Source organism: Variovorax sp. 160MFSha2.1, from assembly GCF_048305075.1.
Taxonomy (GTDB): domain Bacteria; phylum Pseudomonadota; class Gammaproteobacteria; order Burkholderiales; family Burkholderiaceae_C; genus Variovorax; species Variovorax guangxiensis.
This window is the reverse complement of record NZ_CP157624.1, coordinates 5,419,948-5,436,290: the sequence shown is the minus strand read 5'-3', so window position 1 is coordinate 5,436,290 and position 16,343 is coordinate 5,419,948. Positions and strand designations below refer to the sequence as shown.

Here is a 16,343-nt window from a genome sequence, read left to right as displayed (position 1 = left end):
AACGCCTGTTGCCGTGTCAATCAGTAGTCGTCGCGGCTGCGGCGGCTGGCCAGCACGATGAGCGCGGTGATGGCGGCGCCGGCCGCCGCTGCCAGCAGCACCGAGCGCACGGGCTGGTCGGAGATGTAGCGGCCCGTGACGTCGGCTGCCTGTTCGAGGCGGCGCTGTGCGCGCGCACCGGTGGTGGACGCGGCGTCCAGGCCGCGCTGAACGGCTTGCTGCACGCGGGCGGCCAGCTGCTCGACGGCCGGCTCGGAATCGCGCTGCAGGTCGCGGACCTTTTCGCCCGCCGCATTCACCGCGTTCTGTGCATAGGCGCGGGTCGTTTCGACCGCGTCACGGGCGGTCTGGCGCGCTTCTTCGGCGATTTGCGAGGGAGTCTTGGTCGTCGTGTTCATTTGAAAGTCCTTTCCGGAAAAGTGAAATGCGCAAGCCTGTTGATCGTAACGACGCTACTTGCGTCGTAGCAAGCCGGCAAGGAAGCTCGCGATCGCGAGGATCACGAAGATCACGAAGAGGATCTTGGCGATGCCCACCGCGCTGGCGGCGATGCCGCCGAACCCGAAGAGGGCGGCGATCAGGGCGATGACCAGAAACACCACGGCGTAATGCAGCATGTGGAACTCCTTCGAGGCTTGGCTCGTTGTCTTGAAAACATCGCACCGGACTCCCCAGAAAAGGAAGGCTCCGGCGCCATGGATGCAACCTTAAATGGAGGGCCGTCCCTGACCTGTCAGCGGCCGTGGCTGGGGTGCGTAGGAGATGGCCGAGTGGCCTTGCGGCGGCGTGTGCAGAAGTGCCGGCCTCTACCGTCCCGGCCCGGGCTCAGGCCGGCTTGACGATCGGCAGCATGGCGCTCAGCCGCGTGCCCTTGCCCGGCACCGATGCCACCGTGAGCCTGCCGCGCGCGGCTTCCACGCGGTGCCGCATCCCCGCGAGGCCGTGGGTGGAGGGCCGCACGCGAAGCGTGTCGAAGCCCTTGCCGTTGTCCGCCACTTCCACCACCACGTGGTTGTCGTAGTTCTTCAGGACGATGGTGGCCTCGGTGGCCTCGGCGTACTTGCCGATGTTGGTGAGGCTCTCCTGCACCATCCGGTAGATGGTGAGCTGGCGCGATTCATCCATGGTCACCGGCTCCAGCACCATCTCCACCTGCAGGCCCGAGCGCTCGCCGAACTCGCGCCCCAGGATCTCCAGCGAAGCGACCAGCCCGAGGTTGGCCAGCGAGGAGGGCCGCAGGTCCTCGATGATCCGGCGCTTCAGCGCGATGCCGCTGTTGAGCAGCTCGGTCAGGTGCTGCAGCCGCTGGATCGCGTCGGGCGCGTCCGCCAGCCGCGACTTCAGCCGCGCCACGTCGAGCTTGGCGGCGGTGAGCAGCGAGCCCAGTTCGTCGTGCAGTTCGCGCGCAAGGAAGCCGCGCTCGGTTTCGCGCACGTCCTGGAGGTGGGTCGCCAGTTCGGCCAGCGAGGCTGTGCGCTCGCGCACCTCGTCTTCCAGGGCGTTGCGCTCGCGCTGCAGGGCCTCCTGCTGGCGCTCGCCGATGGAGCGCAGCGCATGGGTCTGCCGCAGATACAGGAAGAAGGCGATCAGCGCGGCCACTGCCACGATGGAGGTGCCGATGCGCGCCAGCTGCAGCGAGCGCAGCACCTGCGCCTGGCTCTGGTGCAGGGTGCCGTTGCTGATCTTCACCAGCTCGCCGGCGGTGGTGCGGATGGCCTCCATCTCCTCCTTGCCGACGTCGGTGGTGATGACGAACTTCCAGGCGTCCTCCTTGCCGTCCTGGCGCAGGCGCACGCTCATGTCCATCTCGGCGATCTTGCGCAGCACGTGCTTCGACAGCTCGGTCAGCTGGGCGAGCTCGGCCGGCCGGCCGGCGTACAGGCGGCGCAAGGTGGCGAGGTGGCCGTCGACCTGCTTGACCGCGTCGTCGTAGGGCTTTCGGTAGCCGGCCTCGCCGGTCAGCAGGTAGCCTCTCTGGCCGGTCTCGGCGTCCAGCATGTTCTGCAGCAGCTGGTTGAGCGTGCCGCGCACCTGCTGAGCCTCGTCGATGTCGGCGAGGGCGCGGCTGGACTGCCGGTACCCGGCCTCGTTGATGCCGACGAGGGCCAGCGCGGCCAGTGCCGCGAGCAGCAGGCTCACGGCCATTCTTGGTGGGGCTAACCAGTGCATGAAACTTTCAAGGCTGCTTGCGGCGCAAGTTCGTGAATAATTGACAACAATCAGGGACCTGGCATGTTGCGACCCTCGGGTGCGCAACACAACGACGAAAGTAACAAATGATCAAAATCGGAATTGTGGACGACCACGCCATCGTGCGATCGGGCCTCCGGCAGTTCTTCTCCGAGCACGTGGACCTGCGCGTGGCGGGTGAAGCTGCCAGCGGCCGCGAGGCCATCGAACTGGTGCGCACCACGGAGCTGGACGTGCTGGTCATGGACCTTTCGATGCCCGGGCAAAGCGGTATCGACGCACTCGCCATGATCCGCGCCAAGGCGCCGGACGTGGGCATCCTCATCCTGAGCGGATACCCCGAGGAGCACTACGCGATGAACCTGATCCGTCAGGGGGCGAGCGGGTACCTCAACAAGGAATGCGATCCCATCGAGATCGTCAACGCCATCCGCACCATCGCCCTGGGCCGGCGCTACATCACGCCCGCCGTGGCCGAACTGCTGGCCCGCCAGCTCGACCGCAAGGACGACGCCGCGCCGCACGAGCAGCTCTCGGAGCGTGAATTCCAGGTGTTCCTCAAGCTCGCCAAGGGCGAGACCGCCGGTGACATCGCCAAGACGCTGTCGCTGTCGGTGAAGACCGTGAGCACCTACCGCACGCGCCTGATGGAGAAGATGAATCTCTCCTCCAACAGCGACCTCACGTACTACGCGCTGAAGAACAAGCTGATCGACTGAGATCGGCTGATGGGCGGCGAAGGGGTCCAAGGGGGCTTCTTCTCGCTTCTTCTTTCATTGCTCAGCCGGTGGCTCCGGGCGAGGAGCGCGAGGCCCGGTCTCGGGCCTGCACGAGGCAGAACTCGACCAGCGCGTCGATCTCGTTCGACTTGTCGAAAACCGCATCGACCCCGAATTCCGCGCAGCGCCGCCGGATGTCGGGCGTCGCGTAGTTGCTGAGCACCACCACCTTCTGCACCGGCTTGCGGGCCTGGCAGGCCTGCAGCACGCCCAGGCCGCTGCCCTGCTTGAGGAAGAGGTCGACGATCATGAGGTCCCAATCGCCGTCGTGGCCGAGCAGCCATGCGCGCGCGCCGCTCTCTGTGTCGGCGAAGCCGACCACGGTGGTACAGGTGAGCTCTTCCAGCGTGCCGATGAGGTTTTCACGGATCGTGAGGTTGTCTTCGACAACATAAGTCTGCAATCTGGAATCCATGCCGAACCACTCTTCCTCTGAGCTTTTGCGGACGCCTTCAGCGTGCGCCCGTTGGCAGGAACTGCCTGCCACTCGACTTTGCTTCGTCCCCTGCGCGCATCATGCAAGCTTCGGCGGCTGGTGGCTGTAGGCGGGTTCCGACGCGGCCTGCGAAGGCCTCCAGTAGGCAATCCCTCACGATCTCTGCGGTTCGTGGCCGACCGCGGCGGGGCGATCGACTGAGTTACAAGGAGCCCATGGCAACGACGAACGTACCGAAGAAGGCCGGCGTCCTGCGCGGCCGGCCGCTCTGGCAGAAGCTGCTGGCGGGCCTCGTGCTGCTGGTTGCGTTGCTGGCGATCGGGCTCGCCTTCTTCCCTTGGGACGTGCTGCGCGAACCGGTCAACCGCTACGTCAGCGAGAAGACCGGGCGCAAGTTCGAGATCACCCGGCGGCTCGACGTGGGCCTGGGCTGGCGGCAGGCCACGGTGAGGCTGGACGGCGTGGAGTTCGCCAACCCCTCATGGGCGCGCGATCCCTATCTGGTGAAGGCGGAGCGTGCCGACTTCGACATACGCCTCTGGCCGCTGATCTCGAGCAGCATCGTCATTCCCAGGCTGGTGCTTTCCTCGCCCACGGTGGGACTGCAGATGGAAGCCGACGGCCGCCGCACATGGTCGCTGGGCAAGGAAGGCAAGGACAGCTCCGAAGGCGGTACCGTGCCCACCATCGGCCAGGTGCAGATCGACAGCGGCGCGGTCGACTTCCTGGCCAAGCACCTCGGCGTGGACCTGCATGCCGATCTGAACTACGACAGCGGCCGCGGCGAGATGCCGCTGGACTACCGCATCAAGGGCCGCTACAAGGGCCAGCCGCTGACCGCCAGCGGGCGCACGGGCAATGTGCTGCAGATCGAGGCCACGAACGCGCCGCCTTTCCCGATCGAGATCCGCGCCGCTGCGGGCCAGACGCAGCTGAGGGCGGCCGGCACGGTCGCGCGCCTGTCGGACCTGGACGGCATCGACGCCAGGTTCGACATCAAGGGCCAGACGCTGGGTGCGCTGTTCCCGCTGCTGGGCATCGCGCTGCCGCAGACCTCGCCCTACACCCTGAGCGGCAAGCTCGACAAGCGCGGCAAGCTGTGGGAGGCCTCGGGCCTGAAGGGGCGCCTGGGCCTGTCCGACATCGCGGGCGACATGCGCTTCGACCAGTCCGGCAAGCTGCCGCACCTGGCGGGCGACCTGCGCTCGAACGTGATGGACATGGACGACCTGGGCCCGCTGATCGGCCTGCCGCCCACGGCGCGCACCGCCGCCACGGTGGAAGGGGTCGCGCCGCCGCCCACAGTCACCCAGGTCAAGCGGCCCGGCGGCAAGGTGCTGCCCACGGCGCCGCTGGACTTCGATCGCCTGCGCGCCATGAACGCCGACGTGAAGTACACGGCCGATCGCATACGCAACGTGCGCGAAGTGCCGCTGGAGCGCGGCAGCGTGCAGGTGAAGCTGGCCGAAGGCGTGCTCACGCTCGATCCGCTCGACCTGGGCGTGGCCGGCGGCAGGCTCAGCGGCGCGATCCGCATCGACGGCTCGAAGAAGCCCGCGGACATCCGCGCCTCGCTCGACGCCCGGGCCATGCAGCTGGCGCGGCTGTTCCCGAAGCTCGAAACCACCGGAAACAGCGTCGGCAGGCTGGACGGGCGCATCAATCTCTCGGGCTCCGGCAGCACCGTCGCCAACTGGCTCGGCGGCGCGTCGGGCGATGTGGCGGTCATCTCCGGACGCGGGCAGTTCGGCAACCTGCTGCCGGTGTTCGCGACGCTGGTGGGCGGCGACATCATCAAGTTCATCCTGCGCGGCGACCGCAACGTGGAGCTGCGCTGCGCGGCCCTGGCCTTCGACGTCAACAAGGGCCTGATGACCGGGCGCACGCTGGTGGTGGACACCACCAACGCCGTCTTCATCGCCACCGGCCAGGCCAACCTGGCGACCGAGGGGCTGGATTTCGTGATCCGCCCCGAGCCCAAGAGCAAGAACATCCTCTCGATCCGCACGCCGCTGGTGGTGGGCGGCACATTCGGCGATCCCAAGGGCGGCCTGGAGGTCGGCCCGCTGGCCGGACGCGGACTGGCCGCGCTGGCGCTGGGGGCGGTCAATCCGCTGCTGGCACTTGCCGCGACCATCGAGCCGGGCCCGGGCGAGGATTCGAACTGCCAGGGCGTGGTGGCGCAGGCGAACAAGCCCACGGCGGGGGCGGCAGCCAAGGGCGCCGCCCGGGCGAAGGGCGCGAAGCAGCCCAACTAGACCGGAGTGGAGGGGAAGGTCGCGCGTTGCGCGCAGACGCTGCAGTGCGGATCGCGCGCCACCCGCAGCGTGTCGAACGAGGTGCTGCGCCCGTCGAACATCAGCAGCTTGCCCGCCAGGGACGGGCCGATGCCGGCCAGCAGCTTCAGTGCCTCGCTGGCCTGCAGCGTGCCGATGGTGCCGACCACCGGGCCGAACACGCCGAGCACCGCGCAGCGCGTTTCCTCGAAGCTCGCATCGGGCGGGAACAGGCAGGCATAGCAGGGCGAGGCGGCGTCGCGGGTGTCGTAGACGCTCAATTGCCCGTCGAAACGGATCGCCGCGCCCGCCACCAGCGGCTTCGCATGCGCCACGCAGGCACGGTTGACGGCCTGCCGGGTGGCGAAGTTGTCGCAGCAGTCGACCACCACGTCGGCCTCGGCCACGAGGCGCGACAGCAGCGCCTCGTCGGCGCGCAGTGCGTGGGTTTCGATGGCGATGTCGGAGTTGATGTCGCGCATGGCCTGCGCGGCTGATTCGACCTTCGGCAGGCCGACGCGCGCATGGGTGTGGGCCACCTGGCGCTGGAGATTGGTGAGGTCGACTTCGTCGTCGTCGACCAGCACGATGTGGCCGACGCCCGCTGCCGCAAGGTACAGGGCCACCGGCGAGCCCAGCCCGCCGGCGCCTATGACCAGAACCCGTCCGGCACTGACACGGGCCTGCCCGTCAATGCCGAATTCTTCCAGAAGGATGTGGCGCGAATAGCGCAGCAGCTGGTGATCATTCATGCTCGCCCCCAGGCTTGCCCACTTCGTGTGGCCGCCCACCCCCTACCGGGGGCAATACCGGCGGCCCGGCAAGGCCGGTTCCGCGGTATTCCTGAAAAGAACCGACTTGCCCGGCTCAGTTCTCTTTCTTCTCTTCCTTGTTGTCGACGATGACCTGCGTCTTGCTCACGAGCACCGGCTGGCCCTTCAGGCGGTTGAGCGCCTGCACGAGCGGGAAGTCCTTGTCGGTGCCGAACTCGGGCACCTTGCGGTCCTGCGGCGGCTTCTTGGCTTCTTCCTCGAGGCGCTTGCGGGCTTCGTCGCGGGCCTTTTCGCGTTCCGGGTCCTTGACTTCGGGGCCCTGGCCGCTGGCCAGGTGCTTCTCGAGGTCGGCCTCGCGCATGCGCAGGGCGGCGAAGGGGCTGCCCTCGGCGCTTTCGTCGACCAGCACATTCGGCACGATGCCCTTGGCCTGGATCGAGGTGCCGCTGGGCGTGTAGTAGCGCGCGGTGGTGATCTTCAGGCCGGTGTCGGGGCCGAGCGGGCGCACCGTCTGCACCGAGCCCTTGCCGAAGGTCTGGCTGCCCATGATGGTGGCGCGCTTGTGGTCCTGCAGCGCGCCGGCGACGATCTCGCTGGCGGAAGCCGAGCCTTCGTTCACCAGCACCACCAGCGGCACGGTCTTCAGCGCGGCCGGCAGGCTGCGCAGCGGGTCGCTGCCCGAACGGCGCTGGTAGAACTCCGGCGCTGCCTTGTAGACCGACTTGCTCTCGGCCAGCTGGCCGTCGGTGGTGACCACCGTGACGTTCTCGGGCAGGAAGGCCGACGACACCGCCACGGCCGCGTCGAGCAGGCCGCCCGGGTCGTTGCGCAGGTCGAGCACCAGGCCCTTGAGGTTCGGGTCTTCCTTGTAGAGCTCGTCGATCTTCTTGACGAAGTCGTCGACGGTGCGCTCCTGGAACTGCGAGAGGCGGATCCAGCCGTAGCCGGGCTCGATCATCTTGCCGCGGACCGACTGCGTGCGGATCTCTTCACGCGTGATGGTCACGGGGAAGGTGCGGCTCTCGTCCTTGCGGAAGATGGTCAGCAGCACCTTGGTGTTGGCTTCGCCGCGCATGCGCTTGACCGCCTCGTTCAGCGACAGGCCGCGCACGGCGGTGTCGTCGATCTTGGTGATCAGGTCATTGGGCTTGAGGCCCGCGCGGAAGGCGGGGGAGCCCTCGATGGGCGAGACGACCTTGATGAGGCCGTCTTCCTGCGAAATCTCGATGCCCACGCCGACGAAGCGGCCCGTGGTGCCTTCCCTGAATTCCTTGAAGGACTTCTTGTCGAAGTACTGGGAGTGGGGGTCGAGCCCGGCGACCATGCCGGAGATGGCGTCGGAGATCAGCTTCTTCTCGTCGACCGGCTCCACGTAGTCGCTCTTGACCATTCCGAAGACGGCGGCGAGCTGCTGCAATTCCTCGAGCGGCAGGGGCGCGAGCGAGCCGCGCGCGACTGTCTGCAGCGAGACGGTGGTCAGGACGCCTGCAACGGCGCCGGCGGCGACCCAGCCGGTGATCTTGAGTTTCTGGCCCATCATGAGTGGTTGTCCTTGTCGGCGGCTGTCAGTCCAATATACACAGCTTGGAAGCAAATTGTTTGCCGGGGTTCCACGGGTGGAGCGCCGGACGGGGGCTTTTCAGGGCGCTCCTGGCGGGCCTTCTCAGCCCTTGCCCTGCGATGCCACCGCGGCGGCGGCCTTCTCGGCGGCCGCGGCATCGCCGAGGTAGTAGTGGCGCAGGGGCTTGAGGTCGTCGTCGAGCTCGTACACCAGCGGGATGCCGTTGGGGATGTTCAGCCCGACGATGTCGTCGTCGGAGATGCCGTCGAGGTACTTCACCAGCGCGCGGATCGAGTTGCCGTGGGCCGCCACCACCAGCCGGCGGCCGGTGCGGATGGCCGGCGCCATCGATTCGTTCCAGAAGGGCAGCACGCGCGCCACGGTGTCCTTCAGGCACTCGGTCAGCGGGATCTGCTCGGGCGACAGCTTGGCGTAGCGCACGTCGCCGCGTTCGCTGCGCGGGTCGTCGGCTTCCAGCGGCGGGGGCGGGGTGCCGTAGCTGCGGCGCCAGACCAGCACCTGCTCGTCGCCGTATTTCTTGGCGGTTTCGGCCTTGTTCAGGCCCTGCAGGCCGCCGTAGTGGCGCTCGTTGAGGCGCCAGGAATGCACCACGGGCAGCCAGGTGCGGTCGAGTTCGTCGAGCGTGTGCCACAGGGTGCGGGTGGCGCGCTTGAGCACGCTCGTGTAGGCGACGTCGAAGTCGTAGCCTTCGGCCTTGAGCAGCCGGCCGGCCTGCTTGGCCTGTTCGACGCCGGTTTCGGTCAGGTCGACGTCGGTCCATCCGGTGAAGCGGTTTTCGAGATTCCAGGTCGATTCACCGTGACGGATCAATACCAGTTTGTGCATGTGGGAGGCCTTTGGCTGCGCTTGCGAAACCCCGCATTCTAAAATCCCCGGTTTGCCATTCAAGGAACCCCCGTGAAATTGATCGAATTCGTCACCGCGAACTGGATGCTGATCCTGATCGCGCTCAGCTCGGGTGCCATGCTGGCCTGGCCGCTGGTGCGGGGGGCGGGCGGCGGAACGCTCACCGCGCAGGGCGCCGTGCAGCTCATCAACCGCGAGCGCGCCGTGCTGGTCGACGTGCGCGAGCCCGAGGAGTTCGCCACCGGCCACATGATCGGCGCCAGGAACGTTCCCCTGAACCAGCTCGAGGAAAAGCTCGCCGGCGCGGTCAAGAACAAGAACGTGCCGCTGCTGCTGGTCTGCGCCACAGGCGCCCGCGCCCAGCGCGCCGTGGCGGTGGCCAAGAAGCTCGGTTACGAGCAGGCCCAAGCGGTGTCCGGCGGGCTGAAGGCGTGGAAAGAGGCTAACCTGCCGGTTGAAAAAGCCTGAAATCCCCCCGAGATGGAGCGTATGCAAGCAGTCAAGATGTACACCACCGCCGTTTGCCCCTATTGCATACGCGCGAAGCAGATCCTGAAGTCCAAGGGCGTCGAGCAGATCGAGGAGATCCGCATCGACACCGACCCCCAGGCCCGCAACACCATGATGGAGATCACCCAGCGCCGCACGGTGCCCCAGATCTTCATCGGCGACACCCACGTGGGCGGCTGCGACGACCTGATGGCGCTCGACAGCCGCGGCGGCCTGGTTCCGCTGCTGCAGGGCGCCTGAAACCGGCCCTGCCCCGGAACCGTCCTGCGACGGGGCCATAATCGCCAGTTCACTCATCTGCAGCCCGCTGCGGGACCCCCTCCCCGGCGGGCATTGTTTTGATCCTCGAAAGTTCAGCCATGGCCGACCAGCAAGCCCAAGATCCCGTCTTCCAGATCCAGCGCGTCTACCTCAAGGACCTGTCGCTCGAGCAGCCCAATTCGCCCGCGATCCTGCTGGAGCAGGAGCAGCCCACCGTCGACATCCAGCTCGGCGTGGACGCACAGCCCGTGGCTGAAGGCATCTTCGAGATCACCGTGGCCGCCACCGTGCAGACCAAGATCGGCGACAAGACCGTATTCCTGGTCGAGGCCAAGCAGGCCGGCATCTTCGAGATCCGCCATCTGCCCGAAGAGCAGATGGGCGCCATCCTCGGCATCGCCTGCCCGCAGATCGTCTACCCCTACCTGCGCGGCAACGTGGCCGACGTGATCCAGCGCGGCGGCTTCCCGCCCGTGCACCTGGCCGAAATCAACTTCCAGGCCATGTACGAGCAGCAGCAGGCCCAGGCCGCCGGCCAGGCTGCGCCCTCGCTGGCGCAGTAATCACGGCTTGAAGCCGTACAGCCGCAGCAGCCACCGACGCCGATGAAGATCTGCGTTCATGGCGCCGGCGCCTGGGGCACGGCGGTCGCCGTCAACGCGGCGGCCCGCCACGAAGTCACGCTCTGGGCGCGCGACGCCGCCCAGGCCGACGCCATGTCGGCCGCGCGCGAAAACTCCCGCTACCTGCCCGGGCTGGCCCTGCCGGCCTCGCTGGCCGTGCGCGCCGGCGACATCGCCCAGGCGCAGGCCGGCGCCGACCTCGTCATCGTGGCCACCCCGATGGCCGCCCTGCGCGAGCAGCTCATCGCACTGCGCGGCACCGCCGCCGCCGTGGCCTGGCTGTGCAAGGGCGTCGAGCCCGCGCTCGACGCGTCTTCGCCCGCATCCTTCGGCCTGCTGGCCCACGAGATCTGGGCGCAGGTTGCTCCTGAATTGAGAGCGGGCGTGCTCAGCGGCCCCAGCTTCGCGCAGGAAGTAGCCGAAGGCCGGCCGACCGCGCTGGTGGCCGCCAGTCCGCACGCCGCCGTGCGCGACATGCTGGTCGACGCCTTCCACGGCCCCGCGCTGCGCGTCTATGCCAACGAGGACATCGTGGGCGTCGAGGTGGGCGGCGCGGTCAAGAACGTGCTGGCCATCGCCACCGGGCTGTGCGACGGCCTCGCGCTGGGGCTCAACGCCCGCGCGGCGCTCATCACCCGCGGCCTTGCCGAAATGACGCGCTTCGGCCTCGCGCTGGGCGCCCGCGCCGAGACGTTCATGGGCCTTTCTGGCCTGGGCGACCTGGTGCTCACCTCCACTGGCGACCTGTCGCGCAACCGCAAGGTCGGCCTGCTGCTCGCGCAGGGCCGCACGCTGGCGCAGGCCGTCGATTCGCTGGGCCACGTGGCCGAGGGCGTGTATTGCGCCCGCACCGTGGTGCAGCGCGCGCGCGGCCTCGGCCTCGAGATGCCCATCGCCGAGGGCGTGGTCGCGCTGCTCGATGGCCGCATGAGCCCCCAGGACGCCGTGGCGGCCCTCGTCGGCCGCGAGCCGGTGCCGGAATCGGTGCAGCAGCCCCAGCCGGGCGCCACCGCTTCCCCCCGTCAATCCCCCTGAGAAAAACGCAGAGACAAAGAGAGCCATGAGCCTTCGCTTTGATTTTTCAGCGTCGGCCGTGGCCGCGCTGGCCCTGTCCGATGCCACCCGTGCATTGCAGGAAGACGTCGCCGACGGCGACCTCACCGCCTCGCTGGTCGACCCCGCCCGCAGCGCCCGCGCCCGCGTGCTGGCCCGCGAGGAGGCCGTGGTCTGCGGCGCGCCCTGGGTGGAGGCCACGCTGCGGCAGCTCGATCCGCAGGTGCGCATCCAGTGGCTCTGCGCCGAGGGCGAGCGCTGCGAGGCTGGCCAGACCGTGCTCGAGATCGAAGGCTCGGCCCGCGCGCTGCTGACGGCGGAGCGCACCTCGCTCAACTTCCTGCAGCTGCTGAGCGCCGTCGCCACCAAGACCGCCCTCTACGCCGACACCGTGCGCGGCACCCGCGCGCGCATCGTCGACACTCGCAAGACCATTCCCGGCCTGCGGCTTGCGCAGAAATACGCCGTGCGCACCGGCGGCGGCCTGAACCACCGCATCGGCCTGTACGACGCGGTGCTCATCAAGGAAAACCACATCGCCGCAGCCGGCGGCGTGGCGGCAGCCCTGCGTGCGGTGGCGCCTGCCGCCGCGAAGGCGGAGTTCGTCGAGGTCGAGGTCGAGACGCTGGCCCAGCTGCGCGAGGCGCTCGACGCCGGGGCGCGCATGGTGCTGCTCGACAACATGGACCTGCCCACGCTGCACGAGGCCGTGCGCATCAACGACGGGGCCGGCGAAGGCCGCAAGGCCGTGCTCGAGATTTCGGGTGGCGTCACCCTGGAGGGCCTGCGCGCCCTGGCCGAGACCGGCGTCGACCGGATTTCCGTCGGTGCCCTGACCAAGGACGTCAAGGCGATCGACTACTCGATGCGTTTCCAGGAAGGCTGATCCGTCCATGTCGTCCACGGTCATCGACGTCGACTACGAGCAGCCCGCCGGAACCAGGGCCGGCGCCGTCTGCGACACCCGCCACGCCTGGGCGCGCGTGCCGCCCGAGCCATCGCCCGACGAGCGCATCGCCCTGAAGGAGCGCATCCGCCGCCTGCTGCGCGAACGCAATGCGGTGATGGTCTCGCACTTCTACGTGCATCCCGACCTGCAGGACCTCGCCGAGGAAACCGGCGGCATCGTGAGCGACTCGCTCGAGATGGCGCGCTTCGGCCGCGACCACGCCGCGCAGACGCTGGTGGTGTCGGGCGTGCGCTTCATGGGCGAAACCTCCAAGATCCTCTCGCCCGAGAAGCGCGTGCTGATGCCCGACCTCGACGCGAACTGCTCGCTTGACCTGGGCTGCCCCGTCGACCAGTTCAGCGCCTTCTGCGACCAGCATCCCGACCGCACAGTGGTCGTATACGCCAACACCAGCGCGGCCGTGAAGGCGCGCGCCGACTGGCTGGTCACTTCCAGCTGCGCGCTCGACGTGGTGAACGCGCTGCATGCGGCGGGGCAGAAGATCCTGTGGGGCCCCGACCGCCACCTGGGCGACTACATCCGCCGCCAGACCGGCGCCGACATGGTCAGCTGGAACGGCGCCTGCATCGTGCACGACGAGTTCAAGGCGCTGGAGCTCGAGTTGCTGATGAAGGAGCACCCGAAGGCCAAGGTGCTGGTGCACCCCGAGTCGCCTTCCGACGTGATCGCGCTGGCCGATGCGGTCGGCTCCACCTCGGCCATCCTCAACGCCGCGCAGCGCATGGACGCCAAGGAGTTCATCGTCGCCACCGACACCGGCATGCTGCACAAGCTGCGCACGCTGAACCCCGGCAAGGTCTTCATCGAGGCGCCCACGGCCGGCAACGGCGGCACCTGCAAGAGCTGCGCGCATTGCCCGTGGATGGCGATGAACGGACTGGTGGAGCTGGCGAATGCGCTGGAGACGGGGGCGGGGGAGATCCATGTCGATCCGGCGCTGGGGCTGCGGGCGCGGGTGCCGATCGATCGGATGCTGGCGTTCACGGCCGGGCTGAAGAAGGGGCAGGCGCCGGGGAGCCTGGTGGCGGGCATCGGCGCCGCCTGAGGTGTTGTTCCCTCTCCCGCGTGCGGGAGAGGGTTAGGGTGAGGGTCTTGGGCCTTACAACACCGCGTGGCCTTCGACGCCGTCAGCCCTCACCCCAACCCTCTCCCCGAGGGGAGAGGGAGCAAGCCCCTAGAAATCCACGGTGCAGGAATCGCCCATCGCCTCGCGCCACACCCGCACGCGCGCCAGCGAGGGCCGCAGGTCCGGCAGCGCATCCGCGATGAACACGCACAGGTTCTCCAGCGTCGGCGGATGCAGCCCCGGCACGTCGTCCAGCAGGTGGTGGTCGAGCTGCTCGCGCACTTCCTCGAGCCTGCGACGCAGCAGGCCCAGGTCGATCACCATGCCGGTCACAGGATCGCGCTCGCCCGAGAGCCACACTTCCGCGTGATAGGTGTGGCCGTGGATACGGCGGCTGCCTTCGGCCTCGATCTCGCGCTTGAGCGTGTGGGCGGCATCGAAGAAAAAGCGTTGGCTGATGGTGAATCGCATCGTCGAAAACAAAAACTCGGGGAAAAAGGCTCTGCCTCAGCGGATGCCGGTGATCTTGTGCGTCTGCACGCTCAGGCGCCACACGGGCTGCTTCATGCATTCGGCAATGCACAGCTCGGTGTTCGCGAGCTGGTCGGGGCCGTCCATGGGCTGCAGGAAGCGGTGGGTGAACTCGCCGGTGCGCGCCATGGCGCCGAGGTCGATGCCTGGCTGAGGCCACACCAGCTTCAGCTCCTGGCCGCGCTGCTGCACCCAGGGCGCGCCGGCCTTGGGGCTGATGCACAGCCAGTCGATGCCCTCGGGCGCTTCGACCGTGCCGTTGCTCTCGACCGCGATGCGGAAGCGCCGCGCGTGCAGCGCGTCGACCAGCGCCGCGTCCACCTGCAGCAGCGGCTCGCCGCCGGTCAGCACCACCAGCCGGTGGTCGGCATCGGTGGCAGGCCATTGCGCGGCGATGGTGTCGGCCAGCAGGGCGGCGGTCTTGAACTTGCCGCCCAGCGTGCCGTCGGTGCCGACGAAATCGGTGTCGCAGAAACGGCAGATGGCCGAGGCGCGGTCTTCCTCGCGGCCTGTCCAGAGGTTGCAGCCCGCGAAGCGGCAGAACACGGCCGGCATGCCGGCCTGTCCGCCTTCGCCCTGCAGCGTGTAGAAGATTTCCTTGACGCTGTAGGTCATGGGGCAGCCGTCTCGATCTCGAGGTTGTCGATCAGCCGCGTGCTGCCCAGCCGCGCGGCGGCCAGCGCCACCAGCGGCTCGCCGGCAGCCGGCGCCTGCAGGTCGGAGCGGCGGCGCAGCACCAGGTAGTCGGGCTGCCAGCCGCGCTGCGCGAGCGCCTGCATGGCGCGGGCCTCGATCGCGCCGAGGTCGCGCTCGCCCGAGCGCACCGCCTCGGCCATCGCCTTCAGCGCCTTCGACAGCTGCACCGCCTCGGCACGCTCGCTCTCGCTGAGGTAGCCGTTGCGCGACGAGAGCGCCAGGCCGTCGTCGGCGCGGAAGGTCTCGCCGCCCACGATCTCGATGGGCAGCGCGAACTGCCGGACCATATGCCGGATCATCATCAGCTGCTGGTAGTCCTTCTTGCCGAACACGGCCACGCGCGGCTGCACGCACTGGAAGAGCTTCATCACCACCGTGCACACGCCGACGAAGAAGCCCGGGCGGAAGTGGCCTTCGAGGATGTCGGCCAGCGCCGGGTCGGGGTGCACCTTGCAGGTCTGGGGCTCGGGGTAGAGCGCCTTCTCGTCGGGCGCGAACAGCACGTCGCAGCCGGCCGAGCGCAGCTTCTCGCAGTCGCTCTCCCAGGTGCGCGGGTAGGTGTCGAAGTCCTCGTGCGGCAGGAACTGCAGGCGGTTCACGAAGATGCTGGCGACCGTCACGTCGCCCAGCGGCTTCGCCTGCTTCACCAGGGCCAGGTGGCCGTCGTGCAGGTTGCCCATGGTCGGGACGAAGGCGGGGCGCCTGAAGGCGGCCAGGTGATCGCGCAGTTCGGCGATGGTGTGTGCGATGTACATGAGGGTTTCCTTCCTTACCAGGCGTGGAGTCGGTCGTCGGGGAAGCTGCCGTCCTTGACGGCCTGCACGTAAGCCTTGAGCGCGGGCAGCACGCCCGGCGCGTCGGCCATGAAGTTGCGCACGAACTTGGGCATCTTCCCGAGGTTGATGCCCAGCATGTCGTGCAGCACGAGCACCTGTCCGGCGGTGGCCTTGCCGGCGCCGATGCCGATGGTGGCGCAGTGCTTCAACTCTGCGGTGAGTTCGGCGGCCAGCGCGGCCGGCACCATCTCGAGCACCAGCATCGCGGCGCCCGCGTCCTGCAGTTCATGGGCCTGCTGCTTCAGCAGTGCGCCGGCCGTGTCGCCCTTGCCCTGGACGCGGTAGCCGCCCAGCGCATGCACCGTCTGCGGCGTGAGGCCGAGGTGGGCGCACACGGGAATGCCGCGCTCGACCAGGAAGCGCACCGTGTCGGTGGTCCAGCCGCCGCCTTCGAGCTTGACCATGTGCGCACCGGCCTGCATCAGCACGGTGGCGCTTCGCAGCGCCTGCTCGCGCGATTCCTGATAGCTGCCGAAGGGCAGGTCGGCGATGAGCCAGGCCGTGCCCTGCACGCGGCGCAGGCCGCGCGAGACGCTGTCGGTGTGATAGCGCATGGTGTCCAGGCTTACGCCCACGGTGCTGTTCAGGCCCTGGCAGACCATGCCGAGCGAGTCGCCGACCAGCAGGCAGTCGACGCCGGCCGCGTCGGCCATGGCGGCGAAGGTGGCGTCGTAGGCGGTGAGCATCGCGATCTTCTCGCCGCGCGCGTGCATGTCGGCCAGCCTCGGCAGGCTCACCGGCTTGCGCGACGCGGGCGGGGAGGCCGGCGGCAGCGTGCCGTAGGGCGAGGCCGGCGGTGCCTCCGTGACGGGGGTGGTAACGGATGTGGTGGCGGGTGTGGTGTTCGACATGGTTGGGTTTCTCCCTGCGGGCGTCGGTGGCCGGGCATCCTTGAGTGAAGAAAAACGAACGGGT

The 16,343-nt window shown here is 68.5% G+C and carries 19 protein-coding genes; 8 read left to right on the top strand and 11 right to left on the bottom strand.

Annotated features, from left to right (window positions below; translation table 11 throughout):
• Positions 1–20: 20 nt before the first annotated feature.
• From ABL838_RS24840 to ABL838_RS24830, 3 genes are all read right to left on the bottom strand, one after another.
• Positions 21–398, bottom strand: a complete 378-nt coding sequence (locus ABL838_RS24840) for a hypothetical protein (RefSeq protein WP_418122381.1) — start codon at positions 396–398, stop codon at positions 21–23.
• A gap of 54 nt (positions 399–452) precedes the next feature.
• Positions 453–617, bottom strand: coding sequence for a DUF1328 domain-containing protein (locus ABL838_RS24835; protein ID WP_093198217.1), 165 nt, complete (start codon positions 615–617; stop codon positions 453–455).
• A gap of 208 nt (positions 618–825) precedes the next feature.
• On the bottom strand, positions 826–2,145 hold the full coding sequence (locus tag ABL838_RS24830; protein WP_126024801.1) for a CHASE3 domain-containing protein: 1,320 nt from the start codon (positions 2,143–2,145) through the stop codon (positions 826–828).
• 131 nt (positions 2,146–2,276) lie between these two features.
• On the opposite strand from ABL838_RS24830, the gene ABL838_RS24825 reads away from it, so the two are divergent.
• On the top strand, positions 2,277–2,909 hold the full coding sequence (locus tag ABL838_RS24825; protein ID WP_019656595.1) for a response regulator transcription factor: 633 nt from the start codon (positions 2,277–2,279) through the stop codon (positions 2,907–2,909).
• A gap of 61 nt (positions 2,910–2,970) precedes the next feature.
• On the opposite strand, the gene ABL838_RS24820 is transcribed toward ABL838_RS24825, so the two are convergent.
• Positions 2,971–3,384: a response regulator transcription factor gene (locus tag ABL838_RS24820; protein ID WP_184642541.1), complete on the bottom strand. Its 414-nt coding sequence runs from the start codon at positions 3,382–3,384 to the stop codon at positions 2,971–2,973.
• Positions 3,385–3,620: 236 nt separating this feature from the next.
• Between ABL838_RS24820 and ABL838_RS24815 the strand changes: the two genes are divergently transcribed.
• A complete protein-coding gene (locus tag ABL838_RS24815) occupies positions 3,621–5,663 on the top strand; it encodes an AsmA family protein (RefSeq protein WP_418122379.1) in 2,043 nt (680 codons plus the stop codon).
• Here ABL838_RS24815 and ABL838_RS24810 read toward each other — a convergent pair.
• The 3 genes from ABL838_RS24810 to gpmA form a co-directional block, all read right to left on the bottom strand.
• Entirely contained in the window at positions 5,660–6,433 is a 774-nt protein-coding gene (locus tag ABL838_RS24810; protein WP_126024723.1) for a HesA/MoeB/ThiF family protein, read from the bottom strand. The genes ABL838_RS24815 and ABL838_RS24810 overlap by 4 nt on opposite strands.
• Before the next feature lie 115 nt (positions 6,434–6,548).
• Positions 6,549–7,991: a S41 family peptidase gene (locus tag ABL838_RS24805; RefSeq protein ID WP_126024802.1), complete on the bottom strand. Its 1,443-nt coding sequence runs from the start codon at positions 7,989–7,991 to the stop codon at positions 6,549–6,551.
• A 126-nt stretch (positions 7,992–8,117) separates the two neighbouring features.
• The gene (gene gpmA / locus ABL838_RS24800; RefSeq protein WP_126024724.1) at positions 8,118–8,861 is read right to left on the bottom strand and encodes a 2,3-diphosphoglycerate-dependent phosphoglycerate mutase; all 744 of its coding nucleotides are present in this window, start codon (positions 8,859–8,861) and stop codon (positions 8,118–8,120) included.
• A gap of 105 nt (positions 8,862–8,966) precedes the next feature.
• Between gpmA and ABL838_RS24795 the strand changes: the two genes are divergently transcribed.
• From ABL838_RS24795 to nadA, 6 genes are all read left to right on the top strand, one after another.
• The gene (locus tag ABL838_RS24795) at positions 8,967–9,350 is read left to right on the top strand and encodes a rhodanese-like domain-containing protein (protein WP_418125908.1); all 384 of its coding nucleotides are present in this window, start codon (positions 8,967–8,969) and stop codon (positions 9,348–9,350) included.
• A gap of 21 nt (positions 9,351–9,371) precedes the next feature.
• On the top strand, positions 9,372–9,632 hold the full coding sequence (gene grxC / locus ABL838_RS24790; RefSeq protein ID WP_126024726.1) for a glutaredoxin 3: 261 nt from the start codon (positions 9,372–9,374) through the stop codon (positions 9,630–9,632).
• Between the two features lie 119 nt (positions 9,633–9,751).
• Positions 9,752–10,216 (top strand): protein-export chaperone SecB, encoded by a 465-nt coding sequence (secB, locus tag ABL838_RS24785; RefSeq protein ID WP_093198195.1) that lies wholly within the window; start codon positions 9,752–9,754, stop codon positions 10,214–10,216.
• A gap of 42 nt (positions 10,217–10,258) precedes the next feature.
• On the top strand, positions 10,259–11,311 hold the full coding sequence (locus tag ABL838_RS24780; protein ID WP_418122378.1) for an NAD(P)H-dependent glycerol-3-phosphate dehydrogenase: 1,053 nt from the start codon (positions 10,259–10,261) through the stop codon (positions 11,309–11,311).
• Between the two features lie 25 nt (positions 11,312–11,336).
• The gene (gene nadC / locus ABL838_RS24775; RefSeq protein ID WP_418122377.1) at positions 11,337–12,215 is read left to right on the top strand and encodes a carboxylating nicotinate-nucleotide diphosphorylase; all 879 of its coding nucleotides are present in this window, start codon (positions 11,337–11,339) and stop codon (positions 12,213–12,215) included.
• 7 nt (positions 12,216–12,222) lie between these two features.
• On the top strand, positions 12,223–13,344 hold the full coding sequence (nadA, locus tag ABL838_RS24770) for a quinolinate synthase NadA (RefSeq protein WP_418122376.1): 1,122 nt from the start codon (positions 12,223–12,225) through the stop codon (positions 13,342–13,344).
• A gap of 129 nt (positions 13,345–13,473) precedes the next feature.
• On the opposite strand, the gene ABL838_RS24765 is transcribed toward nadA, so the two are convergent.
• From ABL838_RS24765 to panB, 4 genes are read right to left on the bottom strand one after another with little or no spacing between them, the layout of a single operon-like run.
• Positions 13,474–13,836, bottom strand: coding sequence for a 6-carboxytetrahydropterin synthase (locus ABL838_RS24765; protein WP_418122374.1), 363 nt, complete (start codon positions 13,834–13,836; stop codon positions 13,474–13,476).
• A gap of 36 nt (positions 13,837–13,872) precedes the next feature.
• Positions 13,873–14,511 (bottom strand): 7-carboxy-7-deazaguanine synthase, encoded by a 639-nt coding sequence (queE, locus tag ABL838_RS24760; protein ID WP_418122372.1) that lies wholly within the window; start codon positions 14,509–14,511, stop codon positions 13,873–13,875.
• Positions 14,508–15,347 carry a pantoate--beta-alanine ligase gene (panC, locus tag ABL838_RS24755; protein WP_418122371.1) on the bottom strand — a complete coding sequence of 280 codons (840 nt, stop codon included), beginning with the start codon at positions 15,345–15,347 and terminating at the stop codon, positions 14,508–14,510. The genes queE and panC overlap by 4 nt, the downstream gene beginning before the upstream one ends.
• A 14-nt stretch (positions 15,348–15,361) precedes the next feature.
• Positions 15,362–16,279, bottom strand: a complete 918-nt coding sequence (panB, locus tag ABL838_RS24750) for a 3-methyl-2-oxobutanoate hydroxymethyltransferase (protein ID WP_418122369.1) — start codon at positions 16,277–16,279, stop codon at positions 15,362–15,364.
• Positions 16,280–16,343 lie beyond the last annotated feature (64 nt).

Coding starts and splice junctions, on each gene's coding strand:
- ABL838_RS24840 (WP_418122381.1), bottom strand. CDS start 398: ATGAACACGACGACCAAGACTCCCTCGCAAATCGCCGAAGAAGCGCGC.
- ABL838_RS24835 (WP_093198217.1), bottom strand. CDS start 617: ATGCTGCATTACGCCGTGGTGTTTCTGGTCATCGCCCTGATCGCCGCC.
- ABL838_RS24830 (WP_126024801.1), bottom strand. CDS start 2,145: ATGGCCGTGAGCCTGCTGCTCGCGGCACTGGCCGCGCTGGCCCTCGTC.
- ABL838_RS24825 (WP_019656595.1), top strand. CDS start 2,277: ATGATCAAAATCGGAATTGTGGACGACCACGCCATCGTGCGATCGGGC.
- ABL838_RS24820 (WP_184642541.1), bottom strand. CDS start 3,384: ATGGATTCCAGATTGCAGACTTATGTTGTCGAAGACAACCTCACGATC.
- ABL838_RS24815 (WP_418122379.1), top strand. CDS start 3,621: ATGGCAACGACGAACGTACCGAAGAAGGCCGGCGTCCTGCGCGGCCGG.
- ABL838_RS24810 (WP_126024723.1), bottom strand. CDS start 6,433: ATGAATGATCACCAGCTGCTGCGCTATTCGCGCCACATCCTTCTGGAA.
- ABL838_RS24805 (WP_126024802.1), bottom strand. CDS start 7,991: ATGGGCCAGAAACTCAAGATCACCGGCTGGGTCGCCGCCGGCGCCGTT.
- gpmA (WP_126024724.1), bottom strand. CDS start 8,861: ATGCACAAACTGGTATTGATCCGTCACGGTGAATCGACCTGGAATCTC.
- ABL838_RS24795 (WP_418125908.1), top strand. CDS start 8,967: ATGCTGATCCTGATCGCGCTCAGCTCGGGTGCCATGCTGGCCTGGCCG.
- grxC (WP_126024726.1), top strand. CDS start 9,372: ATGCAAGCAGTCAAGATGTACACCACCGCCGTTTGCCCCTATTGCATA.
- secB (WP_093198195.1), top strand. CDS start 9,752: ATGGCCGACCAGCAAGCCCAAGATCCCGTCTTCCAGATCCAGCGCGTC.
- ABL838_RS24780 (WP_418122378.1), top strand. CDS start 10,259: ATGAAGATCTGCGTTCATGGCGCCGGCGCCTGGGGCACGGCGGTCGCC.
- nadC (WP_418122377.1), top strand. CDS start 11,337: ATGAGCCTTCGCTTTGATTTTTCAGCGTCGGCCGTGGCCGCGCTGGCC.
- nadA (WP_418122376.1), top strand. CDS start 12,223: ATGTCGTCCACGGTCATCGACGTCGACTACGAGCAGCCCGCCGGAACC.
- ABL838_RS24765 (WP_418122374.1), bottom strand. CDS start 13,836: ATGCGATTCACCATCAGCCAACGCTTTTTCTTCGATGCCGCCCACACG.
- queE (WP_418122372.1), bottom strand. CDS start 14,511: ATGACCTACAGCGTCAAGGAAATCTTCTACACGCTGCAGGGCGAAGGC.
- panC (WP_418122371.1), bottom strand. CDS start 15,347: ATGTACATCGCACACACCATCGCCGAACTGCGCGATCACCTGGCCGCC.
- panB (WP_418122369.1), bottom strand. CDS start 16,279: ATGTCGAACACCACACCCGCCACCACATCCGTTACCACCCCCGTCACG.